Source organism: Thalassospira sp. MCCC 1A02491, from assembly GCF_001613785.1.
Classification (GTDB): Bacteria; Pseudomonadota; Alphaproteobacteria; order Rhodospirillales; family Thalassospiraceae; genus Thalassospira; species Thalassospira povalilytica.
The window spans coordinates 157247-174492 of record NZ_LPVX01000005.1 but is presented as its reverse complement, the minus strand read 5'-3'; the positions used below and the strand labels follow the sequence as shown (position 1 = coordinate 174492).

Below are 17246 nucleotides of genomic sequence, written 5' to 3'. Positions count from 1 at the left end.
CATCGCATCATCAAAATCTGGTTTCCTCAACAATATCGGCATCAATGTCATGCCGTATCGCCAGTCTGAGCGCATTAAGGATCGCGATCACGTCAATGCCTTCCTGCAACAGCGCACCGGCGACCGGGGTGATGTGGCCTGCGGCGGCAAAGCCCATGGCAAGGATGGATAAAACCATACCGCCAATCACGCTTTGCAAAAGGATGCGGCGCATGGCCATGCTGATGTGAAGAAGCTCGTCGACGGTCACAAGAGATGCTTCGGGGATGACCGCCCCGGCCGCATCGGCGGTCACCGCACTTTCCTTGCCAAAAGCAATGCCGACCGTGGCGACCGCCAATGCCGGGGCGTCATTGATGCCATCGCCCATGAATAGGGTCGGGGCCTTGGCGGCCTCGGCCCGGACGATGGCGACTTTCTGTTCCGGGCTTTGCGAGGCAAGGCTGTCGCGGATGCCCAGCAGGTCGGAAAGATAGCTGACCTCACTTTCGCGATCGCCCGACAGCAGCATGACTTTTTTGAAATGATGGATCGCGCCCAGATGCCCGACGAAATTTTCGCCCTCGGCCCGCGGGGTATCGCGGAAACGAAAAGTCGCGCCATACTGCCCGTCAATCAGCACCACGCATTCCAGCCCCGCCGCCGTTTCCGGCAGAAGGGCCGCGATATCGGGATCGGATTTCACCAGCTTGTTGCGATGGGTCACCGCCACATCATGGCCGTCGACCTGCCCGCTTAGACCCTGTCCGGGTTTTTCGGATGCGTGCGAGACTTCATCAAGCGGCAAATTGCGAAGCCGGGCCTCTTTGAGAACCGCCGATGCCAGCGGATGCTTGGAATAACGTTCAAGCCCGGCCGTCAAACGCAACACCAGATCGGCATCAAAATCCGGCCCCGCCAAAACATCAACCAGTTCGGGCCGGCCATAGGTCAGGGTCCCGGTCTTGTCAAAAATCGCGGTCTGACATGTCGGCAATCGTTCAAGGACGGTCGGGTCGCGAATGACGATGCCCCGCCGTGCGGCAATCGAAATCGCACTCATCACCGTGATCGGAATGGCAATCAGAAGCGGACAGGGTGTCGCCACCACGAGGACCGCCAGAAACCGCGATGAATCCCCGCTCAGATACCCGACAATAATGGCAAACAACAATGCCGCCGGGGCAAACCACGCCCCGATCTGATCGCCAAGGCGGCGGATATGCGGGCGTTTTTGTTCGGCCTCGGCCATCACATTCATGATCTGGGCATAACGGGAATCACGTGCGCGTTTTTCCGCCCGGATGATCAGGACCGCCTCGCCATTGATCGCACCTGAAAGGACTGCCGTTCCCGGTGCCTTTGACACGACATAGGGTTCCCCCGTCAGATAGCTTTCATCCATCGTGCCATGCCCGTCGACAACCGTGCCATCGACCGGGGCGGTTTCATGGGGAAAGACCGCAATCAGGTCATTGATTGCAATATCATCAAGGGCAATGTCGGCAATATCGCCATCGGCATTCTTGCGGTGCGCGACACTGGGCATGCGGCGTGCCAGTGCATTCAGGGCCGAGGACGCCTTGCGCATGGCAAAGCTTTCAAGAACCTGCCCGCCGGTCAGCATCAGAATGATCAGGCTGGCCGCCAGATATTCATCCAGCACAATGCCCGTGACAAAGGAAATCGCGGCCAGAAAATCCGCCCCCATTTCCCGTCTGAGCAACTTGATGGCAAGCTGCCCAAGGATCGGCAACCCGCCCGATACAAACAGGATAAAAAGTGGAATGTCGGCCGTTCGATATGCCCCGATCTGCTCGGGTGCGCCCCACATCAGGACAAAATGCCCCGCCATGGCAATCAGCGTCACCGCCAGAATGGCCCGGTTTAGCGCGGGCGCAGACAGGGCGCCATCAACCCGCGCAAGAACCCTGTCAATCGCGTGATCCGTCATGCCGCCTCCGAACATCATTACATTATCATGGCGTAAAATGAATGATAACGCCAGCGTTCAGGAAACAGCCAAAAGGCGATCAAAGATGGATCAGAGATCGATCAAACCCCGGTCAGACACGGGCGACTTTGCCCATTGCCATCGACACCATCAAATAGCTGAAGCCCGAAGACAACAGATTGATGCCCAAAAGCAATCCGATCGCCCAGGTGGCCGAACTTGGCAATTCGGCAAAGATCAGGATACCGGCAAGAATGGCGATCGCGCCTGAAAACAGCATCCATTTCCAGCCGGGAAACTGTTGCAGCCACATCCCCATGACAAGCTCGAACAAGCCATGCAGGATAAAGCCGATCGCCAGCAACACGGTAAGTGTCACAATCCCGCCAAGCGGCAGGAACGCCAGCCACACACCGATCACGCCAAATACAAGCCCCTGAATGATATCAACACCGCGGCGCGTCGGGGTATCGGCATTCCAGGCCCCGTAAAAATGGCCAAGTGCGCCAATGATAAACAGCCAGCCAATGATCGTCTTGAACGCAATCGTGGTCGCAAAAGGAAACGCCACCGCAAGGATCCCCAGCACCAGCATGACCACGCCAATATTGCGAAGCCGCTTGCGGCCCTTGTCAAGAAGTCCGCGCATTTCCGGGGTGCCGTCATTTACGATCTGGGTCATTGGCTTGCTCCTGCCTGACTGCGGTTTGTATCAACAGCTTCAACTCAAAATAGTTCATTTTGTTCCGACTGAATACAAAAGTTTATGAATTGCAACATGTTGGGAAGCTGTGATTGGTGATGCAATTGGCACTATCCCCAACCAAAACCGGGGTGAAAAACCGGTTCTGAAACCGCCCCGTCAAGGTCTTGAAACCCGGCCTTTGGCGAAAAAATTTCACTCCTATTTTACGCCGTCTGATGGTCATGCGGATGCACAGAGCACGGGTGGCCTGCCATTGCGGGACTTTCTGGAAGTATTATAAAAAAATAGTGATAACTGGTTCACAAATGCAGGCTTTGACAGGCCGGTTTCAAAGGTCTATTGAAAATCCGTATCTTTCCAATCTGGATAGAAAGCCGTGAGAACCACCCGAAACACCATACCGGTCGTTCGACGCACACTGTCACTCTTTGTCGGGTGGCTGTTGCTGGTGAACGCCCTGATGTTCGGGTTCATGCATGCGCCTGTCGCCCTTGCATCGGTTCCAAGCGGCATTGAAACTTCCGATGTGACCTATGTGCCGTTGATCATCTGTACGGCAAACGGCATCAAAACCATTTCGGTTCCCGCCGAGATCGCCAAGGATGGCGGTACATCGCCGCACAGCTCGGACGCCTATGAAGGCTTCCAGTGCGCCAGTTGCGGTCTTGGCAATCATGCCGTAGGCATGCCCGTCGAACCGGAACTTCCGCAAGTTCACCGCATCCGGCTGTCAAATCAGGTTACGGCCCTTCATATTACGGCCCGCCTGCATGATTTCTGCCCGATTGCGGCATCGCCGCGCGCCCCGCCCGCTTTGATCTGATTTTGTTTCGGCTGCGTTGGGCGGTTTTGCGCCACTGATGTATCCAGACGCCCGGAATCCGTGCCTGAAACAGTTGTCCTTGCCCATCCAATCGGGCCATCCCGGATGCCATGCCGGGTCAAAAGACTGGTGTCGATACGCGACCCCGCACTTGCCGCGTATCCTGATTTTGCCAATGGGGGACAACCCATGAACAAACAAGACGCCTTTGAACTGCTTGAAAAACTGGCGGAACCGGCAGCTCTTAATCTGCCCGCAGATGCCAGCATCGGCCACCATGCCGAAGATCAGACCTATATCTATCTTCTGGCAAGCGGCCTTGCGCTTCGGTGCAAATATACAGAAGACGGCGAAAGACAGGTCTGCCGGGTTTATCGTCCCGGTGACTTTATCGGGCTTGAGATGCTCGCAGTCAGTGATCCGTCACTGGTGATCGAAACCATTGCACCATCGATCATCAAACGCCTGCCGATCCAGCGGGTGCAAGCAGCCCAGCAAAAGGACCGGCATATACAGGCTGCGGTCATGTCACTGCTTGCGACCGAAGTCATGGACGCCCAGCAGCTTAAAATAAGCTTTGGCACCGGATCGGCGATGCGACGCATCTGCCGGTTCCTGCTTTGGGCGTCGCACAAGGATCAGGTTGCCCTGCCCAACCGTGAAAAGCTTGGCAATATCATTGCGACCACGACCGAAACGGCCAGTCGCATGATCGCCAATCTCAAACGTGAAGGGGCCCTTTCCAAAAGCCCGGCCTTGCCGACCGTCATGCAGATCAATCGTGACAAACTCTGCAAGGGGGCGGGCGAAGCCCAGCAACAATCTGCGGCCTGAACTACGGTAAGGGCCATCCAGGCCGATCCGGTCAAACCAAAAGGTGCATGGCATTGTGTCATGCACCTTTTTTCATGCTTTTTCGGAAAATGGCCCGCGGCACTATTGGGTTAGCAGGCCAAAGGGCTAGTGGGCGGTATTGCCATGACCGCTAAGCGGGAAGTGGGTCGGCGCGATTTTATTGGCCTTGAGCAACGCTTCCATGTCGGTTGCCGAAACCGGCTTGCTGAAATAGAAGCCCTGAACTTCGTCGACACCCTCGGATGCAATATGTTCAAGCTGGGTTTCGGTTTCGATGCCTTCGACATTGACCGCCATGCCAAATGACCGCGCCAGGAACACCACCGCACGCACAATCGCGGCATTGCCGTCTGAACTGTCGATATCAATGATAAAGGACCGGTCGATCTTGATCTTGTCGACCGGGAACCGTTTCAGATAGGCCAGTGACGAATAGCCGGTTCCGAAATCATCAATCGCAATACGAATGCCCTGATTGCGCAGGATGCCAAGGGTAATGGCGGCTTCGCGCGGATTGTCCATCACCGCACCTTCGGTGACTTCGAATTGCAGCTGGCGCGGATTAAGCCCCGACCGCGACAGAACTTCGCCGACACTTTCGATCAGATCTTCATGACGGGCCAGTTCAAGCGGCGACAGATTGACCGAAATCGTCAAGTCGCCATATCCGTCATCGCGCCAGGCACGGGTCTGTTCACATGCACGGGTCAAAACCCATTTGCCGATATCGCCGATAATGCCCATGCGTTCGGCCACCGGGATGAAATCGACCGGACTGACCGGCCCGCGCGACGGGCTGAACCAGCGTACAAGTGCCTCCATCCCGATGATGCGATGCCCGCCCATATCAATGATCGGCTGATAGAACAGTTCAAGTTCATCATTTTCGATCGCATGGCTCAGATCGCGTTCCATCGCCTTGCGTTCCTGGACTTCGACCTGCAATTTCGGTTCAAAGAAATGATACCGGTTGCGGCCTTCGGCCTTGGAGCAATAAAGCGCCAGATCGGCATTGCGCAAAAGGTCCTTTTCGTCGCGACCATCTTGCGGATACATGCAAATCCCGACCGATGTCGATGCCTGCACCTCGTTACCATCAAGCATGAAGCGTTCGGAAACCCGTTCAATCAGACGCTGGGCGACAAAGGTGACTTCCTCGACCGAGCCCGGTTCATGGATCAGAACCGCAAATTCGTCACCACCAAGCCGTGCCACCACATCCTCGTTGCGCAGGCAGACGCGCATGCGCTCCCCCACCCCCTGTAAGAGTAGGTCGCCGATAGGATGACCAAGCGTGTCGTTGATATCCTTGAAGTTATCAAGATCGAACATCATCAGCACAAAATTGCGCCGTTCGCGTTTGGACCGTTCGACCGCCGCGGCAAGGCGTTCCTGGAACAGGGTGCGGTTGGGAAGCCCGGTCAACCCGTCATGATGGGCCAAAAACTGAATGCGGGCTTCGCTGCGTTTGCGGTCGGTAATGTCGGTGATCGATCCTTCGATCAGGCTTGGCCGGCCCTTTTCATCGCGGACCAGACGGGCATTTTCCTCGACCCAGATGATCTTGCCATCCGTGCGGCGCAGTTCGGTTTCAAAACCGTGGATCGCGCCATCGCGCATCAACCGCCCCGTAAGGCGCAACCGGCTTACCGGATTAAGGTAATGATGCTGAAGCTCCTCACCCTGGGCCATCAATTCATCAACGGATTCATATCCCAGGATCGACACAAAGGCCGGGTTGGCCGACAGGACCGGGCCAAGCGGCCGGCTTTGATAAAGACCTTCGGCAGAGTTTTCGAAAATCCCGCGGAATTTTTCCTCGGCATGACGCAGCGCGCGTTCAACCGCAAGCTTTTCGGTCACGTCCTGCCCGATACAGATCACACCGGCAACATCGCCATCCTCGCCGAAATGCGCACGCGCATTCCACTGCAACAGGCGAATTTCCCCGTCGCGCCGTTTGAACGAAAATACTTCATCCTTGATGATTTCACCCGATAACAGGCGGCGCACAGCCATGCGCACCCGCGCACGGTCGCTTTCGATCAACAGGAAATCAAAGAAGTTCTGACCGGCGGCCTCCATCCAGGAATAGCCAAAAGTCCATTCGCATTCGCGGTTATATTCAAGAATGCGTCCTTCGGAATCCAAAAACAGGATGACGCTGCCCGCGGTCTGAACCAGCGCGCGATAGCGTTCCTGACGACGGCGCAGGTCATATTCCGCCTGCCGACTTTTGGTGATGTCGGTAATTGTGACGCTATATCCCAGAAGCCCGCCGCCCTCGCCACGGATTTCGGTTGCGTTGAAGCGCACCCAGATCTGACTGCCGTCCGAGCGGCGCATTTCAATATCGCGGGCCTGAACACCGATGCCGTTCGCCAGATCGCGGCGCAACTGGATGCGGTCGCTGTCCTGGGCATAGAAGGATTCCGGACGGCGCAAATAGGCCTGCATAACCTCGCGCACGGAATCATAGTTAAACAGGCTCGCGGTTTCTTCGTTCACACTGGTAATGGTGCCATCGGCACTCAGTTCAATGATCCCGTGAACCGCATGTTCAAGCGCGCGGCGATAGCTTTCCTCGCGGGTGCGTTCCTGTCCGAACAGAACCACGAAATCGGCCCCGAACAACGGCATGCATTGCCATTGGAAGAAACGCTGTCCGTAATGGACCGTGCGCGAATTTTCCGCATCAAATTGCGGTCCGTCATGATCGACAAGGGCGCGCTGATCGCTGGGATGGGCCAAGGCAAACGGGGTAACAAACCCCATTTCAAGCGCAACCTGCTCGGCCGCACTGTTGGCACAGCGCAACGCACCGCCACGTTCGAAAATCAAAACCGGTTGCGGCGATATCAGGCTGCCCATGCCCGATGACACATCATCATCCATCACCAGCAGACGGATATAATCCTGTCCGCCCACGGTCAATTTCCAGCCAAACAGAACCCTGTCAGTGCCTTTGACCTCTGATGTGCGGCTGTGATAACCGCCTTTTTCAAGGATTTCGTCTGCCAGATCGGGCAACAGTTGCGCCAGGCAGCCAAGATCGTCGATCTTGTGCCATTCGGACTCTTCCAGGGCCTTGTCGAACCAGGGAATCCATAACGAATTGACAAGAAGTCGCTTGCGGACAGGATCAAACAATCCAGCCGGCATACGCAGGTGGCTGATCAATGCCGCCAATGTGTCGACGGAATTGATTGCTTTGATGTCTCCCATATCCGCTTTAATCGTCATATTCGTTATCGCTGCGAGACCATAACTGCTACCCCATGCACTGCAAAGGCAATTTTTCCCCAAAGAGAGCAGGCAGCCACTTTATTTCGCTATTATTTTGATCCGACGTGTTTTTTTATTTTGCCCGAGACACGTGCGTCATTCGACGCATTTTTAACCCCCGCGTGACCGGCGCAAACAGATTGCGCCAGATTTTCCTACGCAATCATTAAAATCCAAAAAATTTAATTGCTTAACTGTTGCCCGTAAATTGTTATCAGCTTACCATTTGAACGCCTAATGGTTGTCACAGTTTGGCGGTATCCCCGTCAAATGTCCGCAGAGACGCGTTTCTGACACCCATATTGGAAAGGAGTAACCAACGTGATTTCGCATCAGGACGCCTTGATCTACACAATGGTTATGGTTTCGGCCGCCGATAACGACATTACCGATGCCGAACTTTCTGCGATGGGACGCCGGGTGCGTTACCTTCCGATTTTTGCCGGGTTTGACAATGACGGGGTGACCACGGTTGCCCGTGATTGCGCAAGTCTGCTTGGCGAAGAAGACGGGATGGACCGTGCCCTGACGATGATTCGCGACGCCCTGCCGCGCAAATTGCGCGAGACCGCCTATGTCTTTGCCTGCGAAATTGTTTTGTCTGACGGTGAAATCAGTCAGGAAGAATTGCGTATTCTTGAACTCCTGCGTCACCGGCTTGATATCGATCGGCTTGTGGGTGCGGCAATCGAACGGGCCATGGCCGCCCGCTATGTCCGCCCCGGCGATTTTTAAGACCGACCGGCACACCAGACAGTATGCTCACTGTTATGCTCAATGTATGGTCCGGATCGCCCGGCTCTGCCGACCGTAACCGTCCCGCACGGGACAATACAAAACACAACATCATAAATCAGCATTACCTGAAAGAACGAGGCCCCGTCTGATTGAAGTTGTGGCATAACAAGCGCATTTCGGGCATGGTCCCCTTGAAATCGCAGCTTTCATCCATGCCGCAATGTGATATGGCCTTGCCAACATGTTTTGCCGCACATGTGCCCGTCCGGCGCAGGTGCGGTTGCGTATCGACGTAACTGTTTTCGCCCACCGCCAAAAAGGGACTGCTGTCATGACTGCTCTTTCCGGGGAAAAGATTGCCTTTATCGGACTTGGACTGATGGGGCGCCCGATGGCGCTGAACCTTGAAAAGGCGGGTGCCCACCTGACGGTCAATACCCGCAATCCCGAAACGCTCAATGCCTTTGAAGATCTTGGCATTGCAACGGCCGGCACACCGGCCGATGCCGTGTCCGATGCCGATATCGTCATCATCTGTGTTGCCAATACCCCGGCCCTTGAAAACGTCCTTCTGGGCGAAGACGGGGTTATTGACGGCATGGAAGAAGGCACAATCGTTATCGATATGGGCACCACGGCAGTTGATGCGACACGCCGGTTTGCCGATGCGGTCGAAGATGCCGGTGGCAAATGGATCGACGCCCCGGTATCGGGCGGAACCCATGGTGCGGAAAACGGCACATTGTCGATCATGGTCGGTGCTGATCCCGAAGATTTCGAACGCGCCCACCGCGTCTTTGAAGTTCTGGGTGCCCGCGTGACCCATGTTGGCGATGTCACATCGGGTCAGATCGCCAAGGCCGCCAACCAGATGATTGTCGGCATTACCATCGGCGCCGTCGCCGAAGCCTTTTCCATGGCTGATGAAGCCGGTGTCGATCTTGGCAAGCTGCGCTCGGCACTGACCGGGGGCTTTGCTGATTCTGCGATCTTGCAGAAACATGGCGAACGCATGATCGAACGCAATTTCGAACCGGGCGGCAAGGTCGTCACCCAGCGCAAGGACCTTTATCAGGCGCTTGATTTCTCCGAAGGCGAGCTTGGCCTTGAATTGCCGATCACCCGTCTGGTGATGGAACTCTATGACGAAGTCATCGCCATGGGGGACGGTGATCTGGATCATTCGGCCCTGATCAAAGTCTATGAAGAAGACTGACGAAAACCGCATCGAACTGACATCGGTACTGACCTGTCCGGAATGCGGTCATGTCAGTACCGAAACCATGCCGACTGACGCCTGCCAGTATTTCTATGACTGCACGGGATGCGGTGCGGTTTTGCGCCCGCATCCGGGGGACTGCTGTGTGTATTGCTCATACGGCACCGTCCCCTGCCCGCCGGTGCAGCTGCATGGCAAAAATGCCGATTGCTGCGCCCCGACCCGATCGGGTGTTCCACCGCACGACTAGGCTGTCGCACGATTTTCCCCGCCATCATCAGGCCGGTTTATGTTTGCCGAACCGATACAGGTAAAGGCGATCGGTGCTGGTTTTCATCGGCACTTCGCCAAATGCCTGCCAGCCGGGAATGGCAAAGCCGCGCGATATGACAATCGCTCCGTCACGCAGGCGCTGCGAACAGACATCGCCAACATCGGCCATCACACGCGGATCAATAAAACACACCACAACATCCCCGGGATCGCGATCAAGTTTGCGAAAATCGCCACGGATAAAACGCAGGTTCGGCTTGCCCGCCAAAACCGCGCGCATCCGGCTGATTGCATAGGGAACGGGCGAAAGTTCAATCCCGGTGACCGAAATATCGGGACGGGCCCGCGCAATCGCGATCGCCAGATCCCCCCAGCCCGATCCGAAATCGGTCACCGACCGGATATCGGCGGGGATATAGGCGATAATTTCATCAGCCGCAGAACGCAAAGTCGGCATCGGCACCGATTGCAGGCGAACCGAATAGATCGCAATCAGCGCCAGAATGATCACAACAAAAACAAGTACCGATAAATCCGTCATATATCCGCGAAATATGTTACTGTCCGCCATGGGTTCCGACCCAGGTTCAATCACAGTCCTGCCATATGGCGGCATCCAAATCCAGAAGATACAAGCATGCATAACGACGATACGGAAAACCGCATCACCGAACTTGAAACCCAGCTCGCCCACATGGATTCCGTGGTAAGCGACCTTTCTGACATGATCAAATCCCAGTGGGACCGCATCGATCTTCTCGAACGTCAGAACAAACTGATGTCTTCTGATATTAAACGCATGATCGATTTTCTGCGTACAGCCCCCGAAGACGACGCCCCGCCGCCCCATTATTAAGGACGGGCTTCGTTTCGCGCGATCTTTTGGCTGTGCCCTGATCGATCGCGCCCCGCCACCGAGCTTGCGAGAAAGACGTGACCAGCCCCAACCCCAACGCCAACCCTTATCTCGACATTCCCGTCTTTGACGACTTTGCCAAGGTTCTTGACGGGTCTGTCTATCGGTCCATTCCCGATGACTGGTGGGTTGGCACATCCGATATTGTCGGATCGACCGGAGCCATTGCCGCGGGCCGGTTCAAGGATGTCAATATGGTCGGGGCATCGGTGATCTGTGCAGTTGGCAATGCCCTGGGTCATTCCGACTATCCGTTCATGTTTGGCGGCGATGGTGCAAGTTTTGCCTGTGCGCCCGACCGCATTGATGCGGTCCGTGACGCAATGGCGGCAACCGCGACATGGGCGCGCGAAACCCTTGGCTTTGAATTGCGCATCGCGCTGGTGCCGATTGCCGATATCCGCGCGACCGGCCGCGATGTGCGGGTGGCGCGCTTTGCCGTTTCACCGCCGGTATCCTATGCCATGTTCAATGGTCGCGGCCTCAGATGGGCCGAAGACCAGATGAAATCAGGCCATAACATGATCCCGCCCGCCCCGCCGGGCACCCGGCCCGATCTGTCGGGTCTGTCCTGTCGCTGGTCACCGATCCGCGCAACTGGCAGCGACCATATCCTGTCGATCATTGTTCATCCCGCCGATGACCGCGCCCGGTTTGATCATGTCGTCACGGGTCTTTTTGACATTCTCGATGACAGCCCGCGCAAAAGCAGCCCGATCCCGGCGCGCGGTCCCGACTTTTCCTTTCCGCCCAAGGGTCTGAAACTCGAAGCCCTGGCGACCCAGCATAAGGAAGGCGGCTATATCAAGGCCTGGCTCAAGGCGCTTTATATTTCGCTGATTGCGCTGGTTCTGATGAAAACCGGCTGGAAACTGGGGGATTTTGATCCCAAACGCTATCGCGATTTTACCGGCTACAACACCGATTTTCGCAAGTTTGGGGATGGACTTTGGATGACGGTCAATTGCACGGTACAGCGTAGCGAAGAAATCGATGCCTTTTTGCGGGCTGCCGAAGATCGCGGTGATATCCGCTTTGGCCTTCATCGTCAGCGCACCGCAATCATGACCTGTATCGTGCCGTCCATCACCAATGATGCCCATTTCCATTTTCTGGATGGCGGCGAAGGCGGTTATACTGCCGCCGCATCGGCCTATAAAGCCAAAATTCCCGATGCCGACCGCGCATAACATGCATGAAATGCATCAATAATTTCGAACCAATAGATTGATTGCATCGCGATAAAAAATCCATGACACTGTCGCGACCCTTGGCAGCTGTGGATATGGATCATGGATACCCGCGAACTCGAAGCATTGATTGCTGTTGCCGATGCCCAGTCTTTTCACGGGGCGGCAAACCGGCTCGGCCTGACCCAGCCTGCGGTGACCCGGCGTATTCAACGACTTGAAGAACGCATCGGCACATCGCTGTTTGACCGTTCGACCAAGCCGCTGCAACCCACCCCGGCGGGTCATCGTGCCCTGACCGAGGCCCGCGATCTGTTGCGCAGGCTTGACGGATTCAGTGATTCCGTTACCGGCATGGCGCGCTGTCATGGTCCGTTCCGCCTTGGCGTCAGCCACGGTGCCGCCCCGCTGCTTGCCGCCCGCGAATTGCGCGATCTCCATCAGGCATTTCCAGACATGTCACTTACGATCAAAAGCGGCTGGTCGGCGGAACTGCTGCCGCTTTTGCGCCGGGGTGAAATCGATGCCATGCTGTCGCTTGATGGCCCGCACGGCATTGTCGGCGGTGTTCAAAGCCGCGACCTTCCGGCAAGCTTGCTGCCGGAAACCCTGCTTGATGACCATATCGTTGCCATCGGTCCGAAATCGGCGCGTCAGCACCCGACCACCATCGCCGAACTTGCCAGACACCCGATGGTGCTGATGCCCGAAGGATGCACTTTTCGCGCCCTTGGCAATGCCTGGGCCCACAAGAACGGGGTGGAATTCAATTCCGTTCTCGAAGTATCGGCACTTGAATTGCAAATCGAAATGGTCGCCGCCGGGGCCGGCTATGGCATCATGGCGCGGCGTTTTTGCATGCACAGTCCCGCCCATGACCGCATCCGCATTCTTGATATTCCCGGCATGAACTGGGGCATGGCGATCACGCTAATCCGGCGGGCCTCCAGCGGGGACCTTAATGACATTATCGACAAGGTTGGTGAAATCGTCATTCAGGCCGGCGAGATGTCCAACCTCGATCATGCACGAATGTTATCAGCATCATGAACCGAATGAATTGGACGCATTGACGATCCGCCGCCACAATCGCCACCAACTTGCAATCTGCCTTTCGGAGGACACCTGATGAGCCCCACCCAAAGCCCGCAAAACAGTCCGGGACGCATGACCATCATGCGCGCGACCAAATGGTTCCCGTGGCTGGTTCTGCTTTGCGGCTGCCTTGTTCTGTCGCTGAACCTTGGCGTCCGACAGTCGCTTGGCCTGTTCATTCCCGACATGCTCAATGATACCGGCTGGAATGCTGCCACCTTTGGTCTGGCCTTTGCCATCCAGAACCTGATGTGGGGGATTTCGGCCCCGATCGCCGGGGCGCTGGCCGACCGGTTCGGCACCACGCGTACCCTGATTGGCGGATCGGTATTATATGGTCTTGGCCTTTATATGATGGGCACGTCATCATCGCCCGGCGAATTGCACCTGACCGCGGGCTTCCTGATCGGGACCGGGGTTGGTGCCACCAGTTTCCCGGTGATCCTTGCTGCCATCAGCCGGGTATTCAGCCCGGAACGTCGAAGCTTCGCCCTTGGCCTGGCATCGGCCGGTGGTTCGGTTGGCCAGTTCATCATGGCCCCGACCGCACAGGCACTTAACGGATCGCTTGGCTATGTCACGACCCTTGCCATTCTTGCCGCGATTTCGATGCTGATTGTTCCGGCCGCCTTTGCGCTGACCGGCAAGGCCGAAGGCAACAGCCCGACCGCGGCCCCCGATCTTGGCCCGCAAGGATTGGCTGCGGCCTTCCACGAGGCCCGCAAACATCGCGGCTTCCTGCTTTTGAATGCCGGGTTCTTTGTCTGCGGTTTCCATATTGCCGTGATCGCCACCCATCTTCCGACCTTTACCGAACTGTGCGGCTTGCCGCGTTCTGTCGCCGCCGAAGGCCTGGCACTGGTCGGGCTGTTTAACATCTTTGGCACCCTGACGGCGGGTTGGGCCGGTGGCAAATGGCGCAAGAAAAATGGCCTGTCGGTGATTTACGGCATGCGGGCCCTTGTGATTGTCGCCTTTATCTTTGCGCCCAAAACATCTGAAACCATCTTGCTGTTTTCGGCATCGATGGGGGCATTGTGGCTTTCGACCGTGCCGCTGACCAGTGGCCTGATCGCACAGGTTTTCGGCCCGCGCTATATGGCGACCCTGTTTGGCATCGTCATGCTGTCCCATCAGATCGGGGCCTTCTTTGGCGCCTGGATGGGCGGGATTGTCTATGACCTGACCGGCAATTTCGATGCGGTCTGGTGGGCATCGGTTGCGCTTGGCATCTTTGCGGCCCTTGTCCATATGCCGATTGATGACAAGGAATTGCGCAGCACGGCCAAAGCGGCCTGATCGCTGTCCGAATATCTGAAAACGGGGGCGATCTGTTTTGGCAGGTCGCCCCTTTTTTTACGGTCTTTTCGCGTCAGGTTCTTTGGGGTAAAAGCCGGTCATGGACAGACCGATTTACATCACGCCCGAGGGCCTCGACGCCCTTAAATCCGAACTCGACCACCTTTGGAAAAAGGAACGGCCCGAAGTTGTCGCCGTTGTGCATTGGGCGGCGGGCAATGGCGATCGTTCGGAAAATGGCGATTACATTTATGGCAAAAAGCGCCTGCGCGAAATTGACCGCCGGGTGCGCTATTTGCGCAAACGGATCGAGGATGCGGTGGTTGTCCGCCCCGAAGAACAGCCCGATCATTCCCGTATTTTCTTTGGCGCGACAGTGACTTACGTCAATTCCCGTGACGAGGAAAAAACCATCCGCATTGTCGGCGAGGACGAGGCCGACAGCCTGAATGGCAAGATCAGCTGGATTTCCCCGGTCGCCCGCGCCCTGATGAAATCGGGTGTCGGCGATGTCGTAACGGTCCGCACCCCTGCTGGCGAGGACGAACTCGAAATCCTCGATATCCGCTATCCTGCCTGATCGGCAGGAATTCCCGCATCAATTGCCCGTAATCGGCACATGCAGGCCCATGTTCAGCCTGTCGCTTTTCTGGCCGCTTTTCCCGGCATCTTTTTCTGGCAAAAGTTGCATATCTTTTGTCAGAAAAAGGCGTCATGAATGGACGTCAAATCGTTACTTTGGCGGGCAGGATGAAACAATTTGTGCTGAGAAGTCTTGCGCAATCAATCAATTCGCGCCCATGATTGGGTCGTAAAACGCGGCGGATTGAAGATGGATTGCTTCCCCCGAAATACGTGATTTCTGACGAACTTTATCGACATTCAAGAAAACGGCCGGAAATTGAAAATGAGTGATTCTACGTTCCCGATTGGCATGAAACTGCGCCATGCACGCAAGCTCAAAGGAATGAGACTGTGCGATCTTGCCGATCAGGTCGAATGTTCCGAAGGCTTCCTGTCAAAACTTGAAAACGACAAGGTCAAACCGTCACTGCAACTGTTGCATCGCATTGTCGCGGTGCTGGAAACATCCATCAGCGCCCTGTTCAGCGAAGCAAGTGACAGCATCGTTTCGCGTGCGGGAACAAGACAGGTCCTGCATACCAGCAACATCCGTCCGGGCGAAGGTGTCAGCCTTGAAACGCTGGTTTCCCCGTCATCGGGGCATCTGTTGTTTGGCACGATCCATATTGTCCGCGCCGGTGGCGGCAGTTCGGGCACCATCGTTCACGAAGGCGAAGAACTTGGCTATGTGCTCGAAGGTGAACTTGATCTGAATGTCGATGGCGTCGAATACCATCTGATGCCGGGCGACTCATTCTTCTTCCCGTCCAGAATGCCACATGGCTATCGCAATCCGACCGATAAGGAAACCCGGGTTCTCTGGGTCAACACCCCGCCGACCTTCTGATTTTTCAGGCCTAAGTAAAATTACTTGCGTATTAGGCAAGTGACTTGACCAATAGGAAAGACTTGGTCAGTATGCCCCCTGCTGGCTAACTCGCAAACCCACCGCACACAAGGTGGCCAGGTCAAAATGACCCAGGTTCGGGAAGAAACATAACTCTCGCATCGATGTGGCTGGCGAAACCTCGGAACCCTTTTCAAAGGGTCTTTCGGGCTGTTTTCAAAAAAGCCAACAGGGGGCTTATCTTTATGAAATTTCTAAGCAAATCGGCTGTTTCTGCGATTGCATTCTCGATGGCGCTGACCGCTGGCGCGCATTTCGCCGACGCCAAAGACAAGGTAAAAGTTGCCTTTATCGGCCCGCTGACCGGCGGTGTTTCCGCAGTGGGTGTGGGTGGCCGTAACTCGGCAGAACTGGCAGTTCAGCTTCGCAATGCCGACCCGAATGCCAAATACGAGTACGAGCTGGTTGCAATGGATTCCGAATGCAAACCGAACGTTGGCGTTCAGGTCGCAACCAAAATTGCCGCAGACAGATCGATCATTGGCCTTGTCGGACATTATTGTTCGGCAGTCGCAATGGGCGCGGTTGATATCTATCACAAATTCAACCTGCCAATGTCGGTCTGGGGTGCGGTTCTGCCTGATGTCACCTATGGCAATGACTACAAGGAAATTCACCGTGTCAACGGTACGATGATCAACCAGAACGATGTTGCGGCAAAGTTCATGACGGAACAGGGCTACAAAACCTGGGTCATCATTCATGACACGACCGATTACGGCAAAGGCCACGACAAGTATTTTTCTGAATACCTGACCCAGAACGGTGGCGAAATCCTTGCTGATTTCGGTGTCCCGGCCGATCAGCAGGACTTTACCGCCGAACTGACCAAAGCCAAGCAGCTTAATCCGGATGTCATTTATTTCGGTGGTCTGACCCCGCTTGGCGTGCGCATCCGTGCCCAGATGGAAAAACTTGGCATCACTGCACAGTTCCAAGGTGTTTCGGGCATCAAGTCTGACTCCTTTATTGACGGTGTCGGTGCCGACCTGTCCGAAGGAGTGGTCAGCTTCCTTGAAGGTGCACCGGTCGACAAACTGCCAGGTGGCCAGTATTTCACCGAAAAATACAAGGCAGCCGGTTTTGCTGAATCCGAAGAAGCCTATGGACCGTTTGCATTTGCGGCGATGAACCTGATCCTTGATGGTATCGAGGAAGTCGGCCCGAACCGCAAAAAACTGACCAAATACCTTGGTGACATCCACGGGTATGAGTCAATTGTCGGCGAAATCTCGTTCGATGATCACGGTCAGAACACCGTTGCGGCCATCACCAAATATGTCGTCCAGGACGGCAAATGGGTTGTCTGGGAAGACAGCGAATACGCAACAGGCAAGCGCAAGCTCGCAGGCAAATAAGCCGGTTGAAACGCTCCCTTCCCTG

Annotated in this window: 16 protein-coding genes; 12 read left to right on the top strand and 4 right to left on the bottom strand. The window is 55.8% G+C overall.

Annotated elements, in window-relative coordinates; genetic code table 11:
• Positions 1 to 10: 10 nt before the first annotated feature.
• Positions 11 to 1933 (bottom strand): heavy metal translocating P-type ATPase, encoded by a 1923-nt coding sequence (locus tag AUQ42_RS03525; protein WP_082817714.1) that lies wholly within the window; start codon positions 1931 to 1933, stop codon positions 11 to 13.
• 112 nt (positions 1934 to 2045) lie between these two features.
• On the bottom strand, positions 2046 to 2615 hold the full coding sequence (locus AUQ42_RS03520; RefSeq protein ID WP_068517590.1) for an HdeD family acid-resistance protein: 570 nt from the start codon (positions 2613 to 2615) through the stop codon (positions 2046 to 2048).
• 400 nt (positions 2616 to 3015) lie between these two features.
• Between AUQ42_RS03520 and AUQ42_RS03515 the strand changes: the two genes are divergently transcribed.
• Both AUQ42_RS03515 and AUQ42_RS03510 read left to right on the top strand, forming a co-directional pair.
• Positions 3016 to 3462, top strand: coding sequence for a DUF2946 family protein (locus AUQ42_RS03515; RefSeq protein WP_068517587.1), 447 nt, complete (start codon positions 3016 to 3018; stop codon positions 3460 to 3462).
• 189 nt (positions 3463 to 3651) lie between these two features.
• The gene (locus tag AUQ42_RS03510; RefSeq protein ID WP_068517586.1) at positions 3652 to 4296 is read left to right on the top strand and encodes a Crp/Fnr family transcriptional regulator; all 645 of its coding nucleotides are present in this window, start codon (positions 3652 to 3654) and stop codon (positions 4294 to 4296) included.
• Between the two features lie 126 nt (positions 4297 to 4422).
• On the opposite strand, the gene AUQ42_RS03505 is transcribed toward AUQ42_RS03510, so the two are convergent.
• Positions 4423 to 7560, bottom strand: a complete 3138-nt coding sequence (locus AUQ42_RS03505) for an EAL domain-containing protein (protein ID WP_231856672.1) — start codon at positions 7558 to 7560, stop codon at positions 4423 to 4425.
• 363 nt (positions 7561 to 7923) lie between these two features.
• On the opposite strand from AUQ42_RS03505, the gene AUQ42_RS03500 reads away from it, so the two are divergent.
• The 3 genes from AUQ42_RS03500 (at position 7924) to AUQ42_RS03490 (ending at position 9809) form a co-directional block, all read left to right on the top strand.
• Positions 7924 to 8337, top strand: coding sequence for a tellurite resistance TerB family protein (locus tag AUQ42_RS03500; protein ID WP_082817709.1), 414 nt, complete (start codon positions 7924 to 7926; stop codon positions 8335 to 8337).
• Between the two features lie 244 nt (positions 8338 to 8581).
• Positions 8582 to 9556, top strand: a complete 975-nt coding sequence (locus AUQ42_RS03495) for an NAD(P)-dependent oxidoreductase (RefSeq protein ID WP_082817708.1) — start codon at positions 8582 to 8584, stop codon at positions 9554 to 9556.
• Positions 9543 to 9809: a GDCCVxC domain-containing (seleno)protein gene (locus tag AUQ42_RS03490; protein WP_068517584.1), complete on the top strand. Its 267-nt coding sequence runs from the start codon at positions 9543 to 9545 to the stop codon at positions 9807 to 9809. The genes AUQ42_RS03495 and AUQ42_RS03490 overlap by 14 nt, the downstream gene beginning before the upstream one ends.
• Positions 9810 to 9836: 27 nt before the next feature.
• On the opposite strand, the gene AUQ42_RS03485 is transcribed toward AUQ42_RS03490, so the two are convergent.
• Entirely contained in the window at positions 9837 to 10403 is a 567-nt protein-coding gene (locus AUQ42_RS03485) for a cyclopropane-fatty-acyl-phospholipid synthase family protein (protein WP_231856671.1), read from the bottom strand.
• A 66-nt stretch (positions 10404 to 10469) separates the two neighbouring features.
• Here AUQ42_RS03485 and AUQ42_RS03480 point away from each other — a divergent pair, with 66 nt between their 5' ends.
• The 7 genes from AUQ42_RS03480 (at position 10470) to AUQ42_RS03450 (ending at position 17221) form a co-directional block, all read left to right on the top strand.
• Positions 10470 to 10688 carry a SlyX family protein gene (locus AUQ42_RS03480; protein WP_068517582.1) on the top strand — a complete coding sequence of 73 codons (219 nt, stop codon included), beginning with the start codon at positions 10470 to 10472 and terminating at the stop codon, positions 10686 to 10688.
• Between the two features lie 77 nt (positions 10689 to 10765).
• Positions 10766 to 11938, top strand: coding sequence for a DUF3095 domain-containing protein (locus AUQ42_RS03475; protein WP_068517581.1), 1173 nt, complete (start codon positions 10766 to 10768; stop codon positions 11936 to 11938).
• 102 nt (positions 11939 to 12040) lie between these two features.
• Positions 12041 to 12988 carry a LysR family transcriptional regulator gene (locus AUQ42_RS03470; protein ID WP_068517579.1) on the top strand — a complete coding sequence of 316 codons (948 nt, stop codon included), beginning with the start codon at positions 12041 to 12043 and terminating at the stop codon, positions 12986 to 12988.
• A gap of 78 nt (positions 12989 to 13066) precedes the next feature.
• Positions 13067 to 14332: an MFS transporter gene (locus AUQ42_RS03465; protein WP_228194244.1), complete on the top strand. Its 1266-nt coding sequence runs from the start codon at positions 13067 to 13069 to the stop codon at positions 14330 to 14332.
• A 100-nt stretch (positions 14333 to 14432) separates the two neighbouring features.
• Positions 14433 to 14912: a transcription elongation factor GreB gene (gene greB / locus AUQ42_RS03460; RefSeq protein ID WP_068517575.1), complete on the top strand. Its 480-nt coding sequence runs from the start codon at positions 14433 to 14435 to the stop codon at positions 14910 to 14912.
• Between the two features lie 327 nt (positions 14913 to 15239).
• Entirely contained in the window at positions 15240 to 15803 is a 564-nt protein-coding gene (locus AUQ42_RS03455; RefSeq protein WP_197460770.1) for a cupin domain-containing protein, read from the top strand.
• Positions 15804 to 16048: 245 nt separating this feature from the next.
• Positions 16049 to 17221 (top strand): branched-chain amino acid ABC transporter substrate-binding protein, encoded by a 1173-nt coding sequence (locus AUQ42_RS03450; protein WP_068517573.1) that lies wholly within the window; start codon positions 16049 to 16051, stop codon positions 17219 to 17221.
• Positions 17222 to 17246 lie beyond the last annotated feature (25 nt).